The sequence below is a fragment of the Actinobacillus seminis genome (assembly GCF_002263215.1).
Taxonomy (GTDB): domain Bacteria; phylum Pseudomonadota; class Gammaproteobacteria; order Enterobacterales; family Pasteurellaceae; genus Actinobacillus_B; species Actinobacillus_B seminis.
In genome coordinates, this window is the sequence record NZ_NLFK01000001.1 from 368,560 (window position 1) to 387,402 (window position 18,843).

The 18,843-nt window shown below is 41.4% G+C and carries 17 protein-coding genes, 2 tRNA genes and 1 pseudogene; 15 read left to right on the plus strand and 5 right to left on the minus strand.

Translation table 11 applies throughout. The features are described from left to right. Positions 1-116: 116 nt before the first annotated feature. The gene (gene epmA, locus CFY87_RS01805; RefSeq protein ID WP_094945674.1) at positions 117-1,076 is read right to left on the minus strand and encodes an elongation factor P--(R)-beta-lysine ligase; all 960 of its coding nucleotides are present in this window, start codon (positions 1,074-1,076) and stop codon (positions 117-119) included. 239 nt (positions 1,077-1,315) lie between these two features. Between epmA and frdA the strand changes: the two genes are divergently transcribed. From frdA to CFY87_RS01830, 5 genes are all read left to right on the plus strand, one after another. Further along, a complete protein-coding gene (frdA, locus tag CFY87_RS01810) occupies positions 1,316-3,115 on the plus strand; it encodes a fumarate reductase (quinol) flavoprotein subunit (RefSeq protein WP_094945590.1) in 1,800 nt (599 codons plus the stop codon). Next, positions 3,108-3,878 (plus strand): succinate dehydrogenase/fumarate reductase iron-sulfur subunit, encoded by a 771-nt coding sequence (locus tag CFY87_RS01815; protein WP_094945591.1) that lies wholly within the window; start codon positions 3,108-3,110, stop codon positions 3,876-3,878. Before frdA ends, CFY87_RS01815 begins: the two co-directional genes overlap by 8 nt. A gap of 10 nt (positions 3,879-3,888) precedes the next feature. Next, a complete protein-coding gene (gene frdC / locus CFY87_RS01820; protein WP_094945592.1) occupies positions 3,889-4,281 on the plus strand; it encodes a fumarate reductase subunit FrdC in 393 nt (130 codons plus the stop codon). Between the two features lie 11 nt (positions 4,282-4,292). Continuing rightward, the gene (gene frdD, locus CFY87_RS01825; RefSeq protein WP_094945593.1) at positions 4,293-4,637 is read left to right on the plus strand and encodes a fumarate reductase subunit FrdD; all 345 of its coding nucleotides are present in this window, start codon (positions 4,293-4,295) and stop codon (positions 4,635-4,637) included. A gap of 407 nt (positions 4,638-5,044) precedes the next feature. Then, on the plus strand, positions 5,045-5,752 hold the full coding sequence (locus tag CFY87_RS01830) for a SanA/YdcF family protein (RefSeq protein ID WP_094945594.1): 708 nt from the start codon (positions 5,045-5,047) through the stop codon (positions 5,750-5,752). Here the strand turns inward: CFY87_RS01830 and cra are convergent. Then, the gene (gene cra / locus CFY87_RS01835; protein ID WP_094945595.1) at positions 5,749-6,738 is read right to left on the minus strand and encodes a catabolite repressor/activator; all 990 of its coding nucleotides are present in this window, start codon (positions 6,736-6,738) and stop codon (positions 5,749-5,751) included. The two genes, CFY87_RS01830 and cra, sit on opposite strands and share 4 nt — an antisense overlap. Positions 6,739-7,005: 267 nt before the next feature. After that, positions 7,006-7,857 (minus strand): bifunctional methylenetetrahydrofolate dehydrogenase/methenyltetrahydrofolate cyclohydrolase FolD, encoded by an 852-nt coding sequence (folD, locus tag CFY87_RS01840; protein WP_094945596.1) that lies wholly within the window; start codon positions 7,855-7,857, stop codon positions 7,006-7,008. Positions 7,858-8,015: 158 nt separating this feature from the next. Between folD and CFY87_RS01845 the strand changes: the two genes are divergently transcribed. The 5 genes and pseudogenes from CFY87_RS01845 (at position 8,016) to tyrS (ending at position 11,249) form a co-directional block, all read left to right on the plus strand. Then, positions 8,016-8,092, plus strand: a tRNA-Pro gene (locus CFY87_RS01845). Positions 8,093-8,114: 22 nt separating this feature from the next. Beyond that, positions 8,115-8,191, plus strand: a tRNA-Arg gene (locus tag CFY87_RS01850). A 24-nt stretch (positions 8,192-8,215) separates the two neighbouring features. Further along, positions 8,216-8,968, plus strand: coding sequence for a DNA/RNA nuclease SfsA (sfsA, locus tag CFY87_RS01855; RefSeq protein WP_094945597.1), 753 nt, complete (start codon positions 8,216-8,218; stop codon positions 8,966-8,968). Positions 8,969-9,572: 604 nt separating this feature from the next. Next, positions 9,573-9,683, plus strand: a pseudogene (locus CFY87_RS01860) (4'-phosphopantetheinyl transferase); the annotation flags it as partial. 378 nt (positions 9,684-10,061) lie between these two features. Next, on the plus strand, positions 10,062-11,249 hold the full coding sequence (gene tyrS / locus CFY87_RS01870) for a tyrosine--tRNA ligase (RefSeq protein WP_094945599.1): 1,188 nt from the start codon (positions 10,062-10,064) through the stop codon (positions 11,247-11,249). A gap of 140 nt (positions 11,250-11,389) precedes the next feature. Here tyrS and aspS read toward each other — a convergent pair whose 3' ends face one another. After that, positions 11,390-13,156, minus strand: a complete 1,767-nt coding sequence (gene aspS, locus CFY87_RS01875; RefSeq protein ID WP_094945600.1) for an aspartate--tRNA ligase — start codon at positions 13,154-13,156, stop codon at positions 11,390-11,392. 153 nt (positions 13,157-13,309) lie between these two features. On the opposite strand from aspS, the gene cmoA reads away from it, so the two are divergent. The 3 genes from cmoA (at position 13,310) to rnt (ending at position 15,218) form a co-directional block, all read left to right on the plus strand. Continuing rightward, positions 13,310-14,035, plus strand: a complete 726-nt coding sequence (gene cmoA, locus CFY87_RS01880; RefSeq protein ID WP_094945601.1) for a carboxy-S-adenosyl-L-methionine synthase CmoA — start codon at positions 13,310-13,312, stop codon at positions 14,033-14,035. Positions 14,036-14,073: 38 nt separating this feature from the next. Next, the gene (gloA, locus tag CFY87_RS01885) at positions 14,074-14,484 is read left to right on the plus strand and encodes a lactoylglutathione lyase (protein WP_094945602.1); all 411 of its coding nucleotides are present in this window, start codon (positions 14,074-14,076) and stop codon (positions 14,482-14,484) included. Between the two features lie 80 nt (positions 14,485-14,564). Further along, entirely contained in the window at positions 14,565-15,218 is a 654-nt protein-coding gene (gene rnt / locus CFY87_RS01890; RefSeq protein ID WP_094945603.1) for a ribonuclease T, read from the plus strand. A 92-nt stretch (positions 15,219-15,310) separates the two neighbouring features. On the opposite strand, the gene grpE is transcribed toward rnt, so the two are convergent. Continuing rightward, positions 15,311-15,898, minus strand: coding sequence for a nucleotide exchange factor GrpE (gene grpE, locus CFY87_RS01895; protein ID WP_094945604.1), 588 nt, complete (start codon positions 15,896-15,898; stop codon positions 15,311-15,313). A 152-nt stretch (positions 15,899-16,050) separates the two neighbouring features. Between grpE and CFY87_RS01900 the strand changes: the two genes are divergently transcribed. Further along, positions 16,051-16,968, plus strand: a complete 918-nt coding sequence (locus tag CFY87_RS01900; RefSeq protein ID WP_094945605.1) for an NAD(+) kinase — start codon at positions 16,051-16,053, stop codon at positions 16,966-16,968. A gap of 74 nt (positions 16,969-17,042) precedes the next feature. Continuing rightward, the gene (gene recN / locus CFY87_RS01905) at positions 17,043-18,719 is read left to right on the plus strand and encodes a DNA repair protein RecN (protein WP_094945606.1); all 1,677 of its coding nucleotides are present in this window, start codon (positions 17,043-17,045) and stop codon (positions 18,717-18,719) included. Positions 18,720-18,843: the final 124 nt, after the last annotated feature.

Here is an 18,843-nt window from a genome sequence, read left to right on the forward strand (position 1 = left end):
TTATTCGGCTCGATTAAATCAAAGCGCTTTTTAAAATAGCTCTCGCGCTTTGTTATTCATTAAAATTGCATAAAAATCGACCGCACTTTCTTTATCTTTAGCAAAGAGATAATTCCTTAGGCATTATTTATCGCAAAAGAAATCACGCGGTCGATACTCTCTTCGCTAAGCGCGAGCATAATAAGGCGATCAACACCGAGGGCAACGCCGGAGCAATTTGGGACGCCGGCGTGAAGCGCGGCAAGGAACCGATAGTCAATGGCGCGCTGTGGCAAGCCCATTTTTTCTCTTAATCGATTATCTTGCTCAAAACGAATCCGTTGTTCATTACTGTCGGTTAATTCATGGAAACCATTCGCCAATTCGATTCCTTTATAGTAGAACTCGAAACGTTCGGCAACGCGGTGATCTTCGGAGCTAAGTTGCGCTAATGCGGCTTGTGTTGCGGGGAAATGATAAATGGCAACCGGACGTTCTTTGCCGATTTGAGTCTCGACAACGCTACTAAATAAAAATTGTAATAACGTATCGCGATCCTGTTGATCGGCATCCATAAGACGGTGTTCTTTGGCTTTGCCGGCAAGTTCCGCTTTGCTTGCCGAAAGCGGATCTAACCCGACATATTCTTGGAAAGCAAATTGGTAACTTAAACTTTCCGCCGGTTCGCAATCGAGAATTTGTTGGAGCAAATCGTCTACTTCATTAATTAGGCGATACATATCAAAGTGCGGTCGATACCATTCCAGCATGGTGAATTCCGGATTATGCTTGCGTCCCGCTTCTTCATTGCGAAATACGTGGCACAACTGAAAAATTGCGCCACTGCCTGCCGCGAGCAAGCGTTTCATGTGATATTCCGGGCTGGTTGATAACCAAAGCCGTTTGGATTGCACATTATGCGGCGCAATAAAATCCGTACTAAAAGTAGAAAGATGGACGTCGGTAACGCCAAACTCGCTTAATACCGGCGTTTCCACTTCAAGCAATCCGCGATCGGTAAAAAAGCGTCGAATATCGCTGATGATTTTGGCGCGCGCTAAAAGATTTTTGATTGGCGCACTCGGTTGCCACTGCATTTCGATATCGGTTGACATGATAAAATTTCCTTCAAAAATAAAGTGCGGTCAATTATAGCCGAATTTTTAATTTCGGTTTAACTTTTTTGAACTAGATCACGAAACTGAATTATTCTTACAAGAATTTAATAAAAAAGGGTTATTTCTCTTCAAAAATAATGGCAAAATAAGAGCGTCCCTATATGGTGTCCTAACGAGACCTTAATTTTTACTTTCATATCTATTATTGGAGGAATATCGTGCAAACTGTTAATGTCGATATTGCAATTGTTGGTGCTGGTGGCGGTGGCTTGCGTGCCGCAATTGCAGCAGCGGAAGCAAACCCTAACTTAAAAATTGCATTAGTTTCAAAAGTGTATCCAATGCGTAGCCACACTGTTGCTGCAGAAGGCGGAGCCGCGGCGGTCATCAAAGAGGAAGACTCTTACGAGAAACATTTCCATGATACGGTTGCCGGCGGTGACTGGTTGTGTGAGCAAGATGTGGTTGAATATTTCGTTCAACATTCTCCGGTGGAGATGACTCAACTTGAACGTTGGGGCTGTCCTTGGAGTCGTAAAGCGGATGGTGATGTCAACGTGCGTCGTTTTGGCGGGATGAAAATTGAACGTACTTGGTTCGCTGCCGATAAAACCGGTTTCCACCTGCTTCATACGCTTTTCCAAACTTCCATTCAATACCCGCAAATTCAACGTTTTGATGAACACTTTGTCTTAGATATCTTAGTCGATAACGGTCATGCACGCGGTATGGTTGCCATGAATATGATGGAAGGTACTTTAGTACAAATCAATGCCAATGCGGTTGTTATCGCGACCGGCGGCGGCTGTCGTGCATTCCGCTTCAATACGAACGGTGGTATCGTAACCGGTGACGGACTTTCTATGGCATATCGTCACGGTGTGCCGTTACGTGATATGGAATTCGTACAATATCACCCAACCGGCTTGCCAAATACCGGTATTTTGATGACCGAAGGTTGTCGGGGTGAAGGCGGTATCTTAGTCAATAAAGACGGTTATCGTTACTTACAAGATTATGGTTTGGGACCGGAAACGCCAATCGGTAAACCGGAAAACAAATATATGGAATTGGGTCCGCGCGATAAAGTATCTCAAGCGTTCTGGCAAGAATGGCGTAAAGGTAATACCTTGAAAACTGCTAAAGGCGTTGATGTAGTGCATTTGGATCTACGTCATTTGGGTGAAAAATATTTACATGAACGTTTACCGTTTATCTGTGAATTAGCGCAAGCCTATGAAGGCGTAGATCCGGCAAAAGCGCCAATTCCGGTACGTCCGGTAGTTCACTATACCATGGGTGGTATCGAAGTGGACTTCAATAGCGAAACCCGTATCAAAGGTTTATTTGCAGTGGGTGAATGTGCCTCTTCCGGATTGCATGGTGCAAACCGCTTAGGCTCCAACTCATTGGCTGAGTTAGTGGTGCTTGGTCGCGTTGCGGGTGAATATGCGGCGCAACGTGCGGTTGAAGCAACTTCCGTTAATCAAACCGCGGTTGATGCCCAAGCGCAAGATGTTATTCGTCGTTTAGAAGATTTATATAACCAAGAAGGTACTGAGTCTTGGTCACAAATCCGCGATGAAATGGGCGATTCTATGGAAGAAGGCTGCGGTATCTACCGTACTCAGGAAAGTATGCAAAAAACCGTAGATAAAATTGCCGAATTAAAAGAACGTTATAAACGTATCCGTATCGCTGATCGTTCCAGCGTGTTTAATACCAATGTACTTTACACCGTAGAATTGGGATATATCTTAGACGTTGCACAATCAATCGCCAACTCGGCAATTGAACGTAAAGAATCTCGTGGTGCGCATCAACGTTTAGACTATGTTGAGCGTGATGATGTCAATTATTTGAAACATACCCTTGCCTTCTATAATCCTGAAGGTGCGCCTCGCATTGAATACAGTGATGTGAAAATCACGAAATCTCAACCTGCAAAACGTGTATATGGTGCGGAAGCGGAAGCTCAAGAAGCCGCTGTGAAAGCTAAGGAGAATACAAATGGCTAATCAAGCAATAATGAATGTTGAAGTATTGCGTTACAATCCGGAAGTGGATAAAGAGCCATACTTAAGAACTTATCAAGTCCCTTACGATAGCCAAACTTCATTACTTGATGCCTTAGGTTATATTAAAGATAAACTTGAGCCTGAACTTTCTTATCGTTGGTCTTGTCGTATGGCGATTTGTGGTTCTTGCGGTATGATGGTTAACGGTAAACCAAAATTGGCGTGTAAAACTTTCTTGCGCGACTACAGTGGCCATATGCGCATTGAAGCCTTGGCTAACTTCCCGATTGAACGCGATTTAGTCGTGGATTTAAGCCATTTTATCGAAAGTTTGGAAAGCATCAAACCGTATATTATCGGCAACCAAGCGCCGGAATTAGACGGAAAACCGCATCCTTCGGCTGAATTGGCGAAAAGTCGTACAAAACAAACGCCTGCACAATTAGAGAAATATCGTACATTCTCCATGTGTATCAACTGCGGTTTGTGCTACGCTGCTTGTCCGCAATTCGGTTTAAACCCTGAATTTATCGGTCCGGCTGTTATTACCTTGGGGCATCGTTACAACCTTGATAACCGCGACCACGGTAAAGCTGAACGGATGAAAATCCTTAACGGTAAAAACGGGGTGTGGAGCTGTACTTTCGTCGGTTATTGTTCCGAAGTTTGTCCAAAACACGTAGGACCGGCTTCCGCAGTAAACCAAGGTAAAATCGAAAGTGCGAAAGATTACGTCATTGCGATGTTAAAACCGCAAAAGTAAGGAGTGTAGAATGACAACGACAACAAGTAAACGCAATCGTTATGTGCGCGAAGTAAAACCGACATGGTGGAAAAAGTTAGATTTTTACAAATTCTATGTATTGCGTGAAAGTACATCCTTACCGACAATTTGGTTCTGTCTTGAACTGCTTTACGGTTTAATTTGCTTAGGAAATGATACCTTTGCAACTAACTTTGTAAATTTCTTACAACATCCGCTCGTAGTAATTTTAAATATTATTACCTTAGGTGCAGTGTTACTTAACAGCTTCACATTCTTCAGAATGGCGCCACAAATGCTGAATATTATCGTGAAAAACGAACGTATCGACACCAAATTAGTGAACCGCGTATTTTGGGGAATCACCGCTGTAATCAGTATTATCGCCTTAATTTTGGTATAGGGAGAAAAGACATGGAAAAAACAAATCCAAAACGTTCAAATGAACCTTCCGTATGGTTGCTATTTGGCGCCGGCGGTGCGATTAGTGCGGTATTTTTCCCTGTATTAGTCCTAATCTTAGGGTTTTTACTCCCTTTCGGCTTAGTGACCTCGGATAATATCATTGCATTTTCGCATACTTGGATTGGAAAATTAGCCATTATTGCCTTGCTTATTTTCCCAATGTGGTGCGGTATGCACCGTGTACACTTAGGATTACATGATTTTAAAGTTCATGTTCCTGCCGGCGGTTGGATTTTCTACGGATTATCTGTACTGTATAGCGTTATCGTATTATTTGCCGTTATCGCGCTTTAATGGATAAATGAGATAACCTAAAACCCTTTCAAATGAAAGGGTTTTTTCTTATAAGCAAACAATACCAATGATAATAAAACGATTAAAAAAACGATCGCACTTTTCCCACTGAACTACCGACGCAAGCAAGTTTCAAATTTTCCGTGAAAGAAATGGTAACCAATTGCAGGAAAAAGGTAAAATTGGGTTGCCTTTCTTTCGGTTTCTTTTCATTACTCGCTGCGCTCGCACTGCGTGCTGTCGGCAAAGCCGACGTTCAAAATCTAAAGATTTTATGGCAAAACAAAGAAAAGTGACAACTAAAGAAAAATACCTCTCCCACCAAGAAAACGCACAATAACACTTGAATTCCTATTCATTTTTCATTATGTTGGTGTTGGTAGTGTTTTTTTCAGTTATAAAACCCCATGTCGGTATTAACAAAAATATATTCATTCATGTTAAAAGAAAGCAGTAAAAAATATTCAAAAAAAGCTTTACATTATACTGTCGTATTTTTGTTGCTATGTTTAGGTCTTTTGATCCTAGTCGATCAATCTATCGGATTTTATGTCCGACAAGCTATTTACACCGATATTCAAAAACTCCCCTATCGCCCTTATGGCTTAGTTCTGGGCACCTCAAAATATTTTGCTAAAAATACGCTTAATCTTTTTTATTACAATCGTTTACTCGCCACACACGAATTATTTAAAGCAAAAAAAATTGATTATTTATTGCTCAGCGGCGATAATCGAACCATTTATTACAACGAACCGGTAACAATGTATAAGGATTTGAAAAAAATGGATGTTCCGCCGGAATTTATGTATATGGATTATGCCGGCTTTCGTACATTAGATTCAGTGATTCGTGCTGATCGGATATTTAAAGCACATTCCATGACGATTATCACACAAAAATTCCATTGTGAAAGAGCATTATTTATTGCCAAATATCACAATATTGACGCTATCTGTTTTGCGGCGGAATATCCAACAGGATACACCTTTGTTCGCTTTAGAGAATTTTTTGCCCGTTTGCAAACAATATGGGATTTATTAATCGAAAAAGAACCGCACTTTTTAGGTAAACCGGAACCGCTACCGTTACCGGCAACGGTTCCGTATCATTAGAAATGATGACTCGTAATATCACGTAAAAGTGCGGTCTGATTTGGTTCCGTTTTGCAGTTATTTAACTGCCCAATCACCAACTCCACCAAATTACGACTGATATTTTCATGATTTTGTATACTACAAATAGCCTTGTTCGGCAACACATCCAATATCTCGTGCGTACCAAACGTAGCAATCACAAGCGCGGGATCAATGCTGCCGCGCTGTTGTAATAAATACGAAAAAACCCCTTGTAGCAAAGTTAACGAAGTGGTAAAAATCACTTGTGGTAATCCATGATCAGATAACCAAGTGGCAAACGCTTCTGCCGCCTCCTTTTTATGGAATTTTTTTGCATAGAGAAAATCGGTAGCAATCTGCGGATGGTTTGCAATTGCTCGACGAAAGCCTTGTTCCCGCTCGCGGCTAATTGGTAATTCCGGCAAAGCTCCCAAAAATAATATCTGCTGATAATCACCTTGCTGCAACAATTGACTCGCCAAACGATAGGCATCTTGTTCATCATTCGTGATTAAATTCGTGACCCATTCCGAGGCTAACCGACGGTCAAAACAAAAGATCGGCGTTTTTTTATATTGCGTGTAAAAATCTGTTGCTATTGGCAAGGCGCTAGAGACAATTAACGCATCAATTTGACGCTGGAATAAATGTTTGGCGCAATCAATTTCGCGTTCTGCATTATCGTTGCTACAAGTAATTAACAGCTGGTAGCCTCGCTCACGAAATTTATTTTCCAGTTGATTGGTAATTTTGGCATAACTGATATTTTCAAAATCCGGCACAATCAAACCGATAGTATAACTGCGCCCAACCCGCAACCCTGCCGCCATGGCATTGGGTTTAAAATTATATAGTTCAATTAGGGCTTGGATTTTATCAATTGTTTTTTGACTAACACGATATTGTTTCGCTTTTCCATTGACTACATAACTGACGGTAGTGCGTGAAACGCCGGCCAGTTTGGCGAGTTCATCTAATTTCAAATTCACTCCTTAAATGTTTGAAATGACTACTGTGAGATTTAGGATTAATCTACTACAGCCCCTTAATTTTTACTTAGTTAGGATATCCACATCCACAGGCTGCACATAACTCATCTCAATATGATGTCAATCTTGATACGGATATTCAGCGTACCATATTTCTGTACGGAAATATATCACAGACTTAGAAAAACATTCCAAAAGAAGTTAAGCGTTCGCCTGTTTTTTATGAGAGAATTCAGCCTAGGCGTTCGCTTAATATGAACCTTATTTGAGCCGATTTTGATAGGAGGTCAAGGTATTATGCATCAACATTGCCACCGTCATCGGACCGACTCCCCCGGGAACCGGCGTAATAAATGCCGCTTTTCGACTTGCCACATCATATTCCACATCACCTTTAAGTTTGCCATCCACGCGGTTAATCCCAACATCAATCACTATCGCACCTTCTTTCACCCATTCGCCCGGAATTAATGCCGGTTTTCCAACCGCTACCACTAAAATATCCGCTTGGCGCACATGATGTTGCAAATCCTTGGTAAAACGATGGGTCACTGTTACGGTACAACCGGCTAACAATAATTCCAACGCCATTGGGCGTCCTACAATATTTGACGCACCAACAATCACCGCGTGCTGCCCATATAAATCTACACCGGTGGTTTCCAATAATTTCATCACCCCGTAAGGCGTACAAGCGCGTAATGTTGGAATACGTTGACACAAACGACCGACGTTATAAGGATGAAAGCCATCCACATCTTTTTCCGGCGAAATGGCTTCAATCACCAACGTGGAGTTAATATGTGCCGGTAATGGCAATTGCACCAAAATCCCGTCAATAGCGTTGTCTTGATTAAGTTTATCAATCAATTCCAACAATTCTTGTTGCGAAGTGGATTCCGGCAAATCATAAGATTGGGAATAAAAGCCAATTTCCTCACAACTTTTGCGTTTACTTTGCACATAAACCTGCGACGCCGGGTCGGCACCGACTAAAATCACCGCTAATCCGGCAGGGCGATAACCTTGCGCCACATACTGCTGAATTTTCTGCGCCACCTCTTGTTTAATTTTTTTGGAAAGTTCCGTACCGGAAATCACTTGAGCTACCATTCTTTGATCCTTTTACAATCTGAAAGTAAACGTTTGCTATTTTGTCAGAAAAAAGCATTTTATGTAACCCTAATTGGAATAAATTTGAGCGATTGAGCAAAAAATCTAAAAAATTCATTGACTGTCGGCAAAAGAAAATTATAATGCTACACATTCGTCGGCGAGTAGCGCAGCTTGGTAGCGCAACTGGTTTGGGACCAGTGGGTCGTAGGTTCAAATCCTATCTCGCCGACCACTTCTTTATATCCATTTGAAAGGCGCCCTTAGCTCAGCTGGATAGAGCAACGGCCTTCTAAGCCGTAGGTCATTGGTTCGAATCCAATAGGGCGTGCCATTTTTACTTTTTCAGATAAATCCTATGCAATTTCCAACCTTACAATCTGCTATTTTACTGCGTCGCTATAAACGTTTTCTTGCTGATGTGCAATTAGAAAATGGCGACGTCCTGACTATCCATTGCGCTAATACTGGGACAATGACCGGTTGCGGGGCGCCCGGCGATCGGATTTGGTATTCCACCTCCGACAGTACCACACGTAAATACCCCCATTCTTGGGAATTAACCGCATTACCAAACGGACAATTAGTTTGCATTAATACCCATCGTTCCAATCAATTGGTATTTGAAGCATTACAGCATAAACAAATCAAGGAATTAGCCATATATTCGAACATTTTACCGGAAGTCAAATATGGCGAAGAAAACAGTCGAATTGACTTTTTATTAAAAGGTGAAAACTTGCCGGATTGCTATGTGGAAGTAAAATCCATTACCTTGGTTAAGCATAATTTAGGGATGTTTCCTGATGCTGTGACCACGCGCGGACAAAAACATTTGCGAGAATTAATGGCGATGAAAAAACTCGGCAAAAGAGCGGTCATTTTTTTCGCCGGATTGCATGATGGTTTCAATCAATTTAAAGTAGCAGAATATATTGATCCCGATTACGCAAAATTATTGCGCCAAGCCATTCAAGAAGGCGTGGAAGTGTACGCATATTCGGCACAATTTCAATTTTCGAATAAAATTCCGACCGCACTTTTACTTAAAAACAGTGTTCCTTGCTTAGATAAAAATAACTGTCACCAACCACATAAAATGAGAGAATGAGAAAAATTAGCTGATTAGAGCCGGTTTAACCGCTTAAAGTGAGAAATTCCAAAACCGCCTTAACTAATTGGCTCAATACCCAAGACAGAAAACAAAAAGTCGTAGTAGAGGCAGCACACCCTATCGAAATACCGACTTCCCGCAGAGTGTTTAGGGCGTTAGATATGGCGAAATTATTATCCATAATGGTCACAATTTACCGGGCAAGTGGTGTGGTAAAACCAAAGCGGCAACCGCCTAAAAAAAATCGAAATGTGCGGATGATTACCGCCAGTCCCGCACGATCCACATTAAGCTCGATTTTGTATGGATTAGCTTTAGAACGATGCCCCACGCCGTAAAGACCGCGTAAGCCGAATGATTACTAAAAATTTACAAGGTACAGTGATTACCCTTGATTTAATTTTAAACACACAAGCACAAATGACCGAAGCCAATTAATGAAAAATCCGATCTTTATAGCCCCCCTATGTAGAAATAACCATTGAGTGGTTGAATAATTAACCCGATTACAAAAATGTATCGACCTCCTCGACAAAATGGGACTGCACATCATCTCTAATCAATAGGTGTATCAACAGTGGAACCTTTACGGCAACATTATCATTGTTGCCGTTTAGCACATTTTTTATTGTGGCAATTGTTGAAAAAAGCCGGTGTTAATACCGCACTTTTAGGCGATATTCAGCGTTCTTCATCTCATCGCCCTTACTTTTTACAAAACCATTAAAGCCATCCACTCAAAATAAGAAACGTGTCCACGAAACTTGAGAAACATTTTTCCCACGTTACGTGGACTTTTAATAATTGAGAATTATTTTCATTTTACCATTGACTTTATATTTGAGAATGATTATTATCTATCCCATAAAAATAGATAATCACTCCAATCTTCGGCGTTTCTTTTCCCACAGAAAGAAACGCTTTTTTTTCACTAATGTAATACCGGATATTTCGCCCGCCTTGCCGACATTTAAGTTACCATCAAACAAATCGCGGAAATTCAGGATAAATCCCGTAACGACCCTTTTCATTTCAGGAATAATCTCTATAATACGAAATTTAGTCTTTAAATAATAAGTAGGAATTCGCAATGGCTGATATTAATACCGTTCTCGCGGAACTAAAGCGCGGTGTAGATGAAGTGCTTTCTGAAGCAGATTTGATTGAAAAACTAAAAGAAAATCGTCCATTAAAAGTAAAACTGGGGGCGGATCCGACTGCACCGGATATTCACCTTGGACATACCGTCGTGTTAAACAAATTGCGTCAATTCCAACAATTTGGGCATGAAGTCATTTTCTTAATCGGGGATTTCACGGGTATGGTTGGCGATCCTTCCGGCAAAAATACAACGCGCCCACCACTTTCTCACGAAGATGTTTTACGCAATGCGGAAACCTATAAACAACAAATTTTTAAAATTCTTGATCCGCAAAAAACTCGTATCGTATTTAACTCCGACTGGCTGGGACAATTAGGTACTGAAGGTATGATCCGCCTTGCATCAAATTATACCGTGGCGCGTATGTTGGAACGTGACGATTTCAAAAAACGTTTTACCAATAATCAACCTATTGCTATTCATGAATTTATTTATCCATTATTGCAAGGTCATGATTCCGTGGCGTTGAAAGCGGACATCGAGTTAGGCGGAACCGACCAAAAATTTAACTTATTAGTGGGGCGTGAATTACAAAAATCCGCCGGTCAAAAACCACAAGTGGCGATCACATTACCATTATTAGTTGGTTTGGACGGTGAGAAAAAAATGTCTAAATCCCTCGGTAACTATATTGGCGTGACCGAAACACCAAATGAAATGTTTGGTAAAATCATGTCAATTTCTGATGAATTAATGTGGAATTGGTATGATTTATTATCCTTCCGTCCATTAAGCGAAATTGCACAACTGAAACAAGAAGTTCAAGCCGGTCGCAACCCACGTGATGTTAAAGTATTGTTAGCCAAAGAAATTATTGCACGTTTCCATTCCGATGCAGAAGCGCAAGCAGCGGAACAAGAATTTATCAATCGCTTCCAAAAAGGCGCGTTGCCGGATGAAATGCCGGAATTTACATTTGAAGGTGAAACCGGCTTAGCAAACTTGTTAAAAGACGCGGGATTAGTTGACTCCACTTCCGAAGCCATGCGCATGGTAAAACAAGGAGGGGTCAAAATCGACGGTGAAAAAGTTGAAGACAGCAAATTGGCCATCACATCAGGTACGGCAGTTTATCAGGTGGGTAAACGTAAATTTGCGCGTATCACGGTAAAATAACATTTATTTTGACCGCACATTTAACGTGCGGTTTTTATCGTCTTTTTTGAGGGTAACAACCTGCCAAATAACATGCTACTTTTCGGCAACAATCTTCTTTCGAAAAAATAGATATGGTGGGCAATCCCCACCAATTGACATTATTCGCTTACCGTGGTTTCAATCGCCAACTCGGTTAACGCTTGCGCATTGGCGATACTTGGCGCATCCGTCATCAAACACGCCGCAGCGGTCGTTTTCGGGAACGCAATCACATCACGAATATTTTCTGTACCGGTCAACAACATGGTTAAACGGTCTAAACCAAAGGCTAACCCGGCGTGTGGCGGTGTCCCAAATTTTAAGGCGTCAAGCAAAAAGCCAAATTTTTCCCGTTGTTCTCGTTCGTTAATACCCAAAATGCGGAACACGGTTTGTTGCATTTTCGGATCGAAAATCCGCACCGAACCGCCGCCAACTTCATAACCATTAATAACCATATCATACGCATTGGCAACCGCCGCTGTCGGCCGCGCTTCTAATTGCTCCGGCGTAAAATCTCTTGGTGAAGTAAATGGATGGTGCATTGCTGCTAAATTACCCTCATCATCCAGCTCAAACATTGGGAAATCAATCACCCAAAGTGGCGCCCATTGATCCAATTCGGTCAATCCAAGATCACGCCCTAATTTCAAACGCAACGCCCCCATTGCATCCGTTGCCACTTGCCATTTATCGGCACCGAAGAACAAAATATCGTTATCTTGCGCTTGCACGCGATCCAAAAGTGCGGTCAATTTTTCTTCCGTTAAGAATTTAGCAATCGGACTTTGCACCCCATCCAAACCTTTAGCGCGTTCGTTAACTTTTAACCACGCCAAGCCTTTTGCACCATAAATACCGACGAATTGGGTATATTCATCAATTTGTTTACGCGTAATCGCGGCACCATTTGGTACACGAATCACGGTCACACGCCCATTCGCTTCATTTGCCGGACCGCTAAAGACTTTGAAATCCACATCTTTAACAATATCTGCCACATCCACCATCTCCAACGGGTTACGCAAATCCGGTTTGTCCGAACCAAAACGTTGCATTGCCTCTTGCCAAGTCATTGTTGGAAACTGACCGAGATCCACACCAATGGTGTTCAACCATAATCCATGCACCATTTTTTCCATAATAGCGCGGACTTCCGGCGCAGTTAAAAACGAAGTTTCCACATCAATTTGGGTAAATTCCGGTTGGCGATCTGCGCGCAAATCTTCGTCACGGAAACATTTTACGATTTGATAATAACGATCAAACCCAGACATCATCAACAATTGTTTAAACAATTGCGGCGATTGTGGCAAGGCATAGAATTTACCTTTATGCACGCGACTTGGAACCAAATAATCGCGCGCCCCTTCCGGCGTTGCTTTAGTCAACATTGGGGTTTCAATATCCAAAAAGCCATGATCATCCATAAAACGACGCACAAAGCTGGTAATTTTCGCACGGGTTTTCAAACGTTGTGCCATTTCCGGGCGACGTAAATCCAAATAACGGAATTTTAAACGCTGTTCTTCCGTATTATTTTGATTAAAATCCAACGGTAGCGGCTCTGCGGCATTGTAAACCGACAAGGATTTTGCCAACACTTCTACTTCACCGGTTGCCATGTTTTTATTAATTTGATTTTCCGGACGTGCAATCACTTCGCCTTGAATTTGAATACAAAATTCATTACGCAACGCTGCCGCCGCGGTAAGCGCCTCTTGATATTTCGGATCAAAACAAACCTGTATAACCCCTTCACGATCACGCATATCAATAAAAATCAATCCCCCTAAATCACGACGTTTATGCACCCAGCCGCTTAAGGTCACGTTTTGCCCGATATGGCTACGATTTAAAGCACCGCAGTAATGAGTTCGCATCATAATGTATTCCTTTTTAATACCACTTAAATTACGTTTTATTCGACAAAATAACGTTCAAATTATACCGAAACTCAAGTTAAATACCTAAATTTATTTGAGTAGAACGCAAACTTCTTCTAAAATATTAAAAATTTTGCAAAAATGACCGCACTTATGAATAAAGATACCATTTTTTCCGCACCTATCGAAAAATTGGGTGATTTTACCTTTGACGAAAGCGTCGCCGAAGTATTTCCCGATATGATCCAACGTTCCGTACCGGGCTATTCCAATATTATTACTGCCATAGGAATGCTTGCCGAACGTTTTGTTACTGAAAATACCAACGTCTATGATTTAGGTTGTTCCCACGGAGCGGCAACCTTATCCGCGCGTCGCCATATTCGTCAACCGAATGTGAAAATTATCGGCATTGATAATTCACAACCCATGGTCGAACGCTGCCGCCGGCACGTCAATGCTTATCATAGCGATATCCCAGTGGAAATTTTATGTGATGATATTCGCCAAGTAGAAATAAAAAATACCTCCATGGTGATTTTAAACTTCACGTTGCAATTTCTGCCGCCGGAAGACCGCCTTGCACTGTTAGAGAAAATTTATGCCGGTTTAACGCCCAATGGGCTATTGGTGCTGTCGGAAAAATTCCGTTTTGATGAAGAAAAAGTCAACGATCTGTTAATCGATTTGCACCATCAATTCAAACGCGCCAACGGGTACAGTGAATTGGAAGTTAGCCAAAAACGTACCGCATTGGAAAATGTGATGCGCACCGATACCGTAGAAACACACAAAGCACGGTTAAAATCCGTCGGATTTTCCCATATTGAACTGTGGTTTCAATGTGTTAATTTTGGTTCAATGATTGCGATAAAATAGGATATAATGCCCGAAACTCATTCAACAAGGATAATACTATGCGAATTTTACACACCATGTTACGGGTTGGCAATTTAGATCGTTCAGTTAAATTTTACCAAGATGTATTGGGAATGCGTTTATTACGTACCAGCGAAAACCCGGAATACAAATATTCCTTAGCATTTTTAGGTTACGACGACGAAGATAAATCTTCCGTGATTGAATTAACTTACAACTGGGGCGTCAGCGAATACGAATTAGGCTCCGCATTTGGTCACCTTGCCATTGGTGTGGACGATATTTACGCTACTTGCGAAGCAGTTCGCCAAGCCGGCGGTAACATCATCCGTGAACCGGGTCCGGTAAAAGGCGGCACTACGGTTATCGCTTTCGTACAAGATCCGGACGGTTACAAAATCGAATTTATCGAAAATAAACAAGCGCAAGACGGATTAGGACATAATTAATCCTTGTACCCAAAGTGTGGTCGTTTTTATAGGCTTTTTTAGCGTGGTTTCTGCCACGCTTTATTTTTCAAGGAGATAATGTGCAACAAACCAATGAAGAAACTAATTACAACTTACTAAAAAATCGTTTCCGCGGCTATTTTCCCGTGATTATCGACGTGGAAACCGCCGGTTTTAATGCAAAAACTGATGCCTTATTAGAGTTAGCGGCGATAACGTTAAAAATGAATGAACAAGGTTTATTGGAAATCGATCAAAAATGCCATTTTCATATTGAGCCATTTGAAGGTGCCAATATTAATCCGGAATCCTTACAATTTAACGGAATTGATATTCATAATCCGCTGCGCGGTGCGGTGTCGGAAAATATCGCTATTAGTGAGTTATTTAAAATGGTGCGCCGTGCACAAAAAGAGGCGGATTGCCAGCGTTCGATAATCGTGGCACATAATGCGGCATTTGATCAAAGTTTTGTGATGGCGGCGGCAGAACGTACCGCTATCAAACGCAATCCGTTTCATCCTTTTGGTTTATTTGACACAGCAACCTTAAGTGGTTTTATGTTCGGTCAAACCGTCTTGGTAAAAGCCTGTCAAGCGGCAAACATTCCCTTTGACGGAAAACAAGCTCACTGCGCCCTCTACGATACTGAACGCACCGCCGAACTGTTTTGCTATATGGTTAATCATCTCAAACAACTCGGCGGCTTTCCGCATAAAGAGGTAGAAGAATGAAACAAAAGCGCGGTGATTTTTTCGTCTTTTTTAATAAAAAACAAACAAAAAATCACCGCACTTTGCGCTATAAAAAACGGATTAAATTAAAATTACGCCGCAACCATCACCATTGCCGGACGGATGATGCGCCCATTTAAGAGATAGCCTTTTTGTAGCACCACCGTAATTTGGTTGGTTTCAAACCCTTCTGTTGGTTGCATGGAAATGGCCTGATGCAACTCCGGATTAAAGGTTTCACCCACCGCCCCTACCGGCTCAACGCCAAAACGTGCAACGGTTGCCAATAACCCTTTCAAGGTTAAATCAACACCATCAACCAAGGCTTTGACGCTTTCATCTTCGACATTTGCCGGGGTTGTTAAAGCGCGTTCTAAATTATCAATGGTTTCCAATAAATCTTTGGAAAATTTTTCTAACGCAAATTTATGCGCTTTTTCCACATCCTGTTCCGCGCGACGACGGATATTATCTATTTCCGCACGAGTACGTAGCAAAATATCTTGTTCTTTTTTGGCTGTTTCCGCCAATTTTTCTTCCAATTCCTGAACTCGAGCAATCGCTTCTTCTAAAGCATCCGTTTCTTGTTGGCTTTCTTCCGCTTGCAACTCGACATTGTTTGGTTGCATTTCTACCACTTCCGCTTCATTATTTTCAATTTTCTGTTCTTGCTCTGACATACTCTACTCCATTGATTAAAAATTTCAGCTATTGTAACAATAAAAATGAATACTTCAACTGCGACTTACTAGCAACTGATGTACTTTCTGTGTAATATAAGGATAAAACCGTTGAATTCAAGATGTGATTGATTAGACAAGCAGAGATCTTTATGCCGGCACGAAATTTTGTTGAAAATAACACATTACATGCATCTTTCCAAACTATTGCGTTAGTAGGCAAGCCGCGCAATGATGTGAATTTGCAAATGCACAAAAACCTGTTTCATTGGCTAAGTGAAAAAGGTTATCAGGTATTAATCGAACAGCAAATCGGCGAATATTTAGCTTTACCCAAAGAAACTTACGCTACCTTGGATGAAATCGGCAGCCAAGCACAACTGGCGATCGTGATCGGCGGTGATGGCAATATGTTGGGCAGAGCGCGAATTTTAGCGAAATACGATATCGCTTTAATCGGCATCAATCGCGGTAATTTAGGTTTTTTAACGGATATTGATCCGAAAAACGCTTATACGCAACTGGAAGCCTGTTTGGATCGTGGCGAATTTTTTGTTGAAGAACGTTTTTTATTGGAAGCCAAAATTGAACGAAATGCTGAAATTATTCAATCAGGAAATGCTGTCAATGAGGTCGTTATCCATCCGACAAAAATTGCCCACATGATTGATTTTCATGTATATATTGATGATAAATTTGCCTTTTCACAACGTTCAGACGGGTTAATTGTCTCAACACCAACCGGTTCCACCGCCTATTCCTTATCTGCCGGCGGACCTATTTTAACCCCGCAACTTAATGCCATTGCCTTGGTACCTATGTTCCCTCACACGCTCACCTCTCGTCCGTTAGTTATTGATGGAGAAAGCAAAATTTCCATTCGCTTTGCCGGCTACAATACCGCGCAATTGGAAGTCAGCTGCGACAGCCAAATCGCCCTACCGTTCACACCGGATGCTGTTGTACATATTGCGAAAAGTGCCGATAAGCTCCATTTACTACATTTAAAAAATTATAATTATTACAATGTGTTAAGCTCAAAATTAGGTTGGTTAAAAAACGTTGCCTAAAATTTTCTAAAAAAATCCTTTACTGTATATAAAAACATGTATAAACTAATATTTATACAGTGGAGGATTTCATTATGTTAGCTCAACTCACCATTAACCAATTTGCTATCGTTCATCATCTTGATATTGAATTTGCCCAAGGAATGTCCGTCATTACCGGCGAAACCGGCGCAGGAAAATCCATTGCAATTGACGCACTCGGGCTTTGTTTGGGGCAACGTACCGATATTGGTATGTTAAGAGAGGGAGAAGAACGAGCCGATATTTGTGCCACTTTTCATATTGAACCAACCAATCCGGCGTACCAATGGTTAGCACAACATGAACTACAAGATCCTGATTTTCCCGAAAATTGTATTTTACGCCGCATTATCAATCATGATGGGCGTTCTAAAGCCTTTATTAACAGCATCCCTGTATCGGCAACGCAATTAAAAGACCTTGGTCAATATTTAGTTCAAGTCAATGGGCAACATAGCTCACAATTTTTGCTCAAAAACGACTACCAACTACAATTGTTAGATAGCGTATGTGCACACACCTCCTTATTAGCTCAGATGCAACAATCCTATCGCACATGGAAACTACTGCACCAACAAGTAAAAAACTTTCAGCAACAATGCGCTGAAAATCAGGCGAAAAAGCAATTGCTACAATACCAAGTGGAAGAATTGGATGAATTTAACCTCAAACCGGATGAATATACTGTATTGGAAGAAGATCATAAGCGATTATCCGCCAGCGAAGAATTGCTTTCAGCTTCACAAGCTGCCTTGCAATTACTCTGCGAAAATGACGACTTTAGTATCGATAATTTGTTGCATAAAGCCAACCAATATATTGATGAATTGTGCGATCTCGATCCGAGTTATACCGATATCCAAAAAATGCTACAAGAAGCCTTAATTCAAGTACAAGAAGCGGCCTCTGAAATTCAGCATTTATCTTCTCGTATTGATCAAGATCCGGCATTGCTGCAAGAGATCGAACAGCGTATGACCCAAGCGTTACAATTAGCGCGCAAGCACAATGTAAAAGCGGAAAACTTAGCAGAATTACACCGCACTTTAAAGCAAGAACTGCAACAACTAACGGATTTTTCCGAAAGTGAAAGCGAATTAATCGCACAAGAAAAAGCAGCTTATGAAGCCATGCTCAATGCTGCTGCGACGTTAAGCCAAAGTCGTCGCTTAGGCGCGGAAAAACTTGCAGCGCAAGTTACTAAAACGATTAAAAAACTCGCCATGGAAAACGCCGAATTTTCTATTAATTTGCAATCAGAAAAAACGTCAGTCTCTGCAAACGGAATGGATGAGATAACCTTTATGTTGCGCGCCAATTTAGGGCAATCACCACAACCGTTAGCAAAAGTCGCATCCGGCGGGGAATTATCGCGCATTGCTCTCGCATTGCAAGTATTAAGTTCCGATAAATCAAATATTCCAACCTTAATTTTTGATGAAATAGATGTTGGTATTAGTGGCGCTACCGCGAGTGTCGTCGGAAAACTGTTGCGTCAATTAGGGAGAAAATGCCAAGTCATTTGCGTTACCCATTTACCGCAAGTCGCTTGCCAAGGAAATCATCATTTTATCGTAGAAAAATCGGTGGTAAATCATAAAACTGAAACAAAAATGACCACTCTTTCTGCGCAACAACGCGTAAAAGCGCTGGCAAAATTGCTCGGTGGCAGCAAAATTACGGAAAGTGCCTTGGCAAACGCACAAGAAATGTTGGACTTGGTGTCATAATATAGGTAACGCCATAATGGGTAAAAACATGGTATGAACAAAGTCTATAGTGAAAAACGGCAGGACGGACAAGGGAAAAAATATAATAGAAAAACCATTGTAAAAAAGAGTTGGCATATCATGC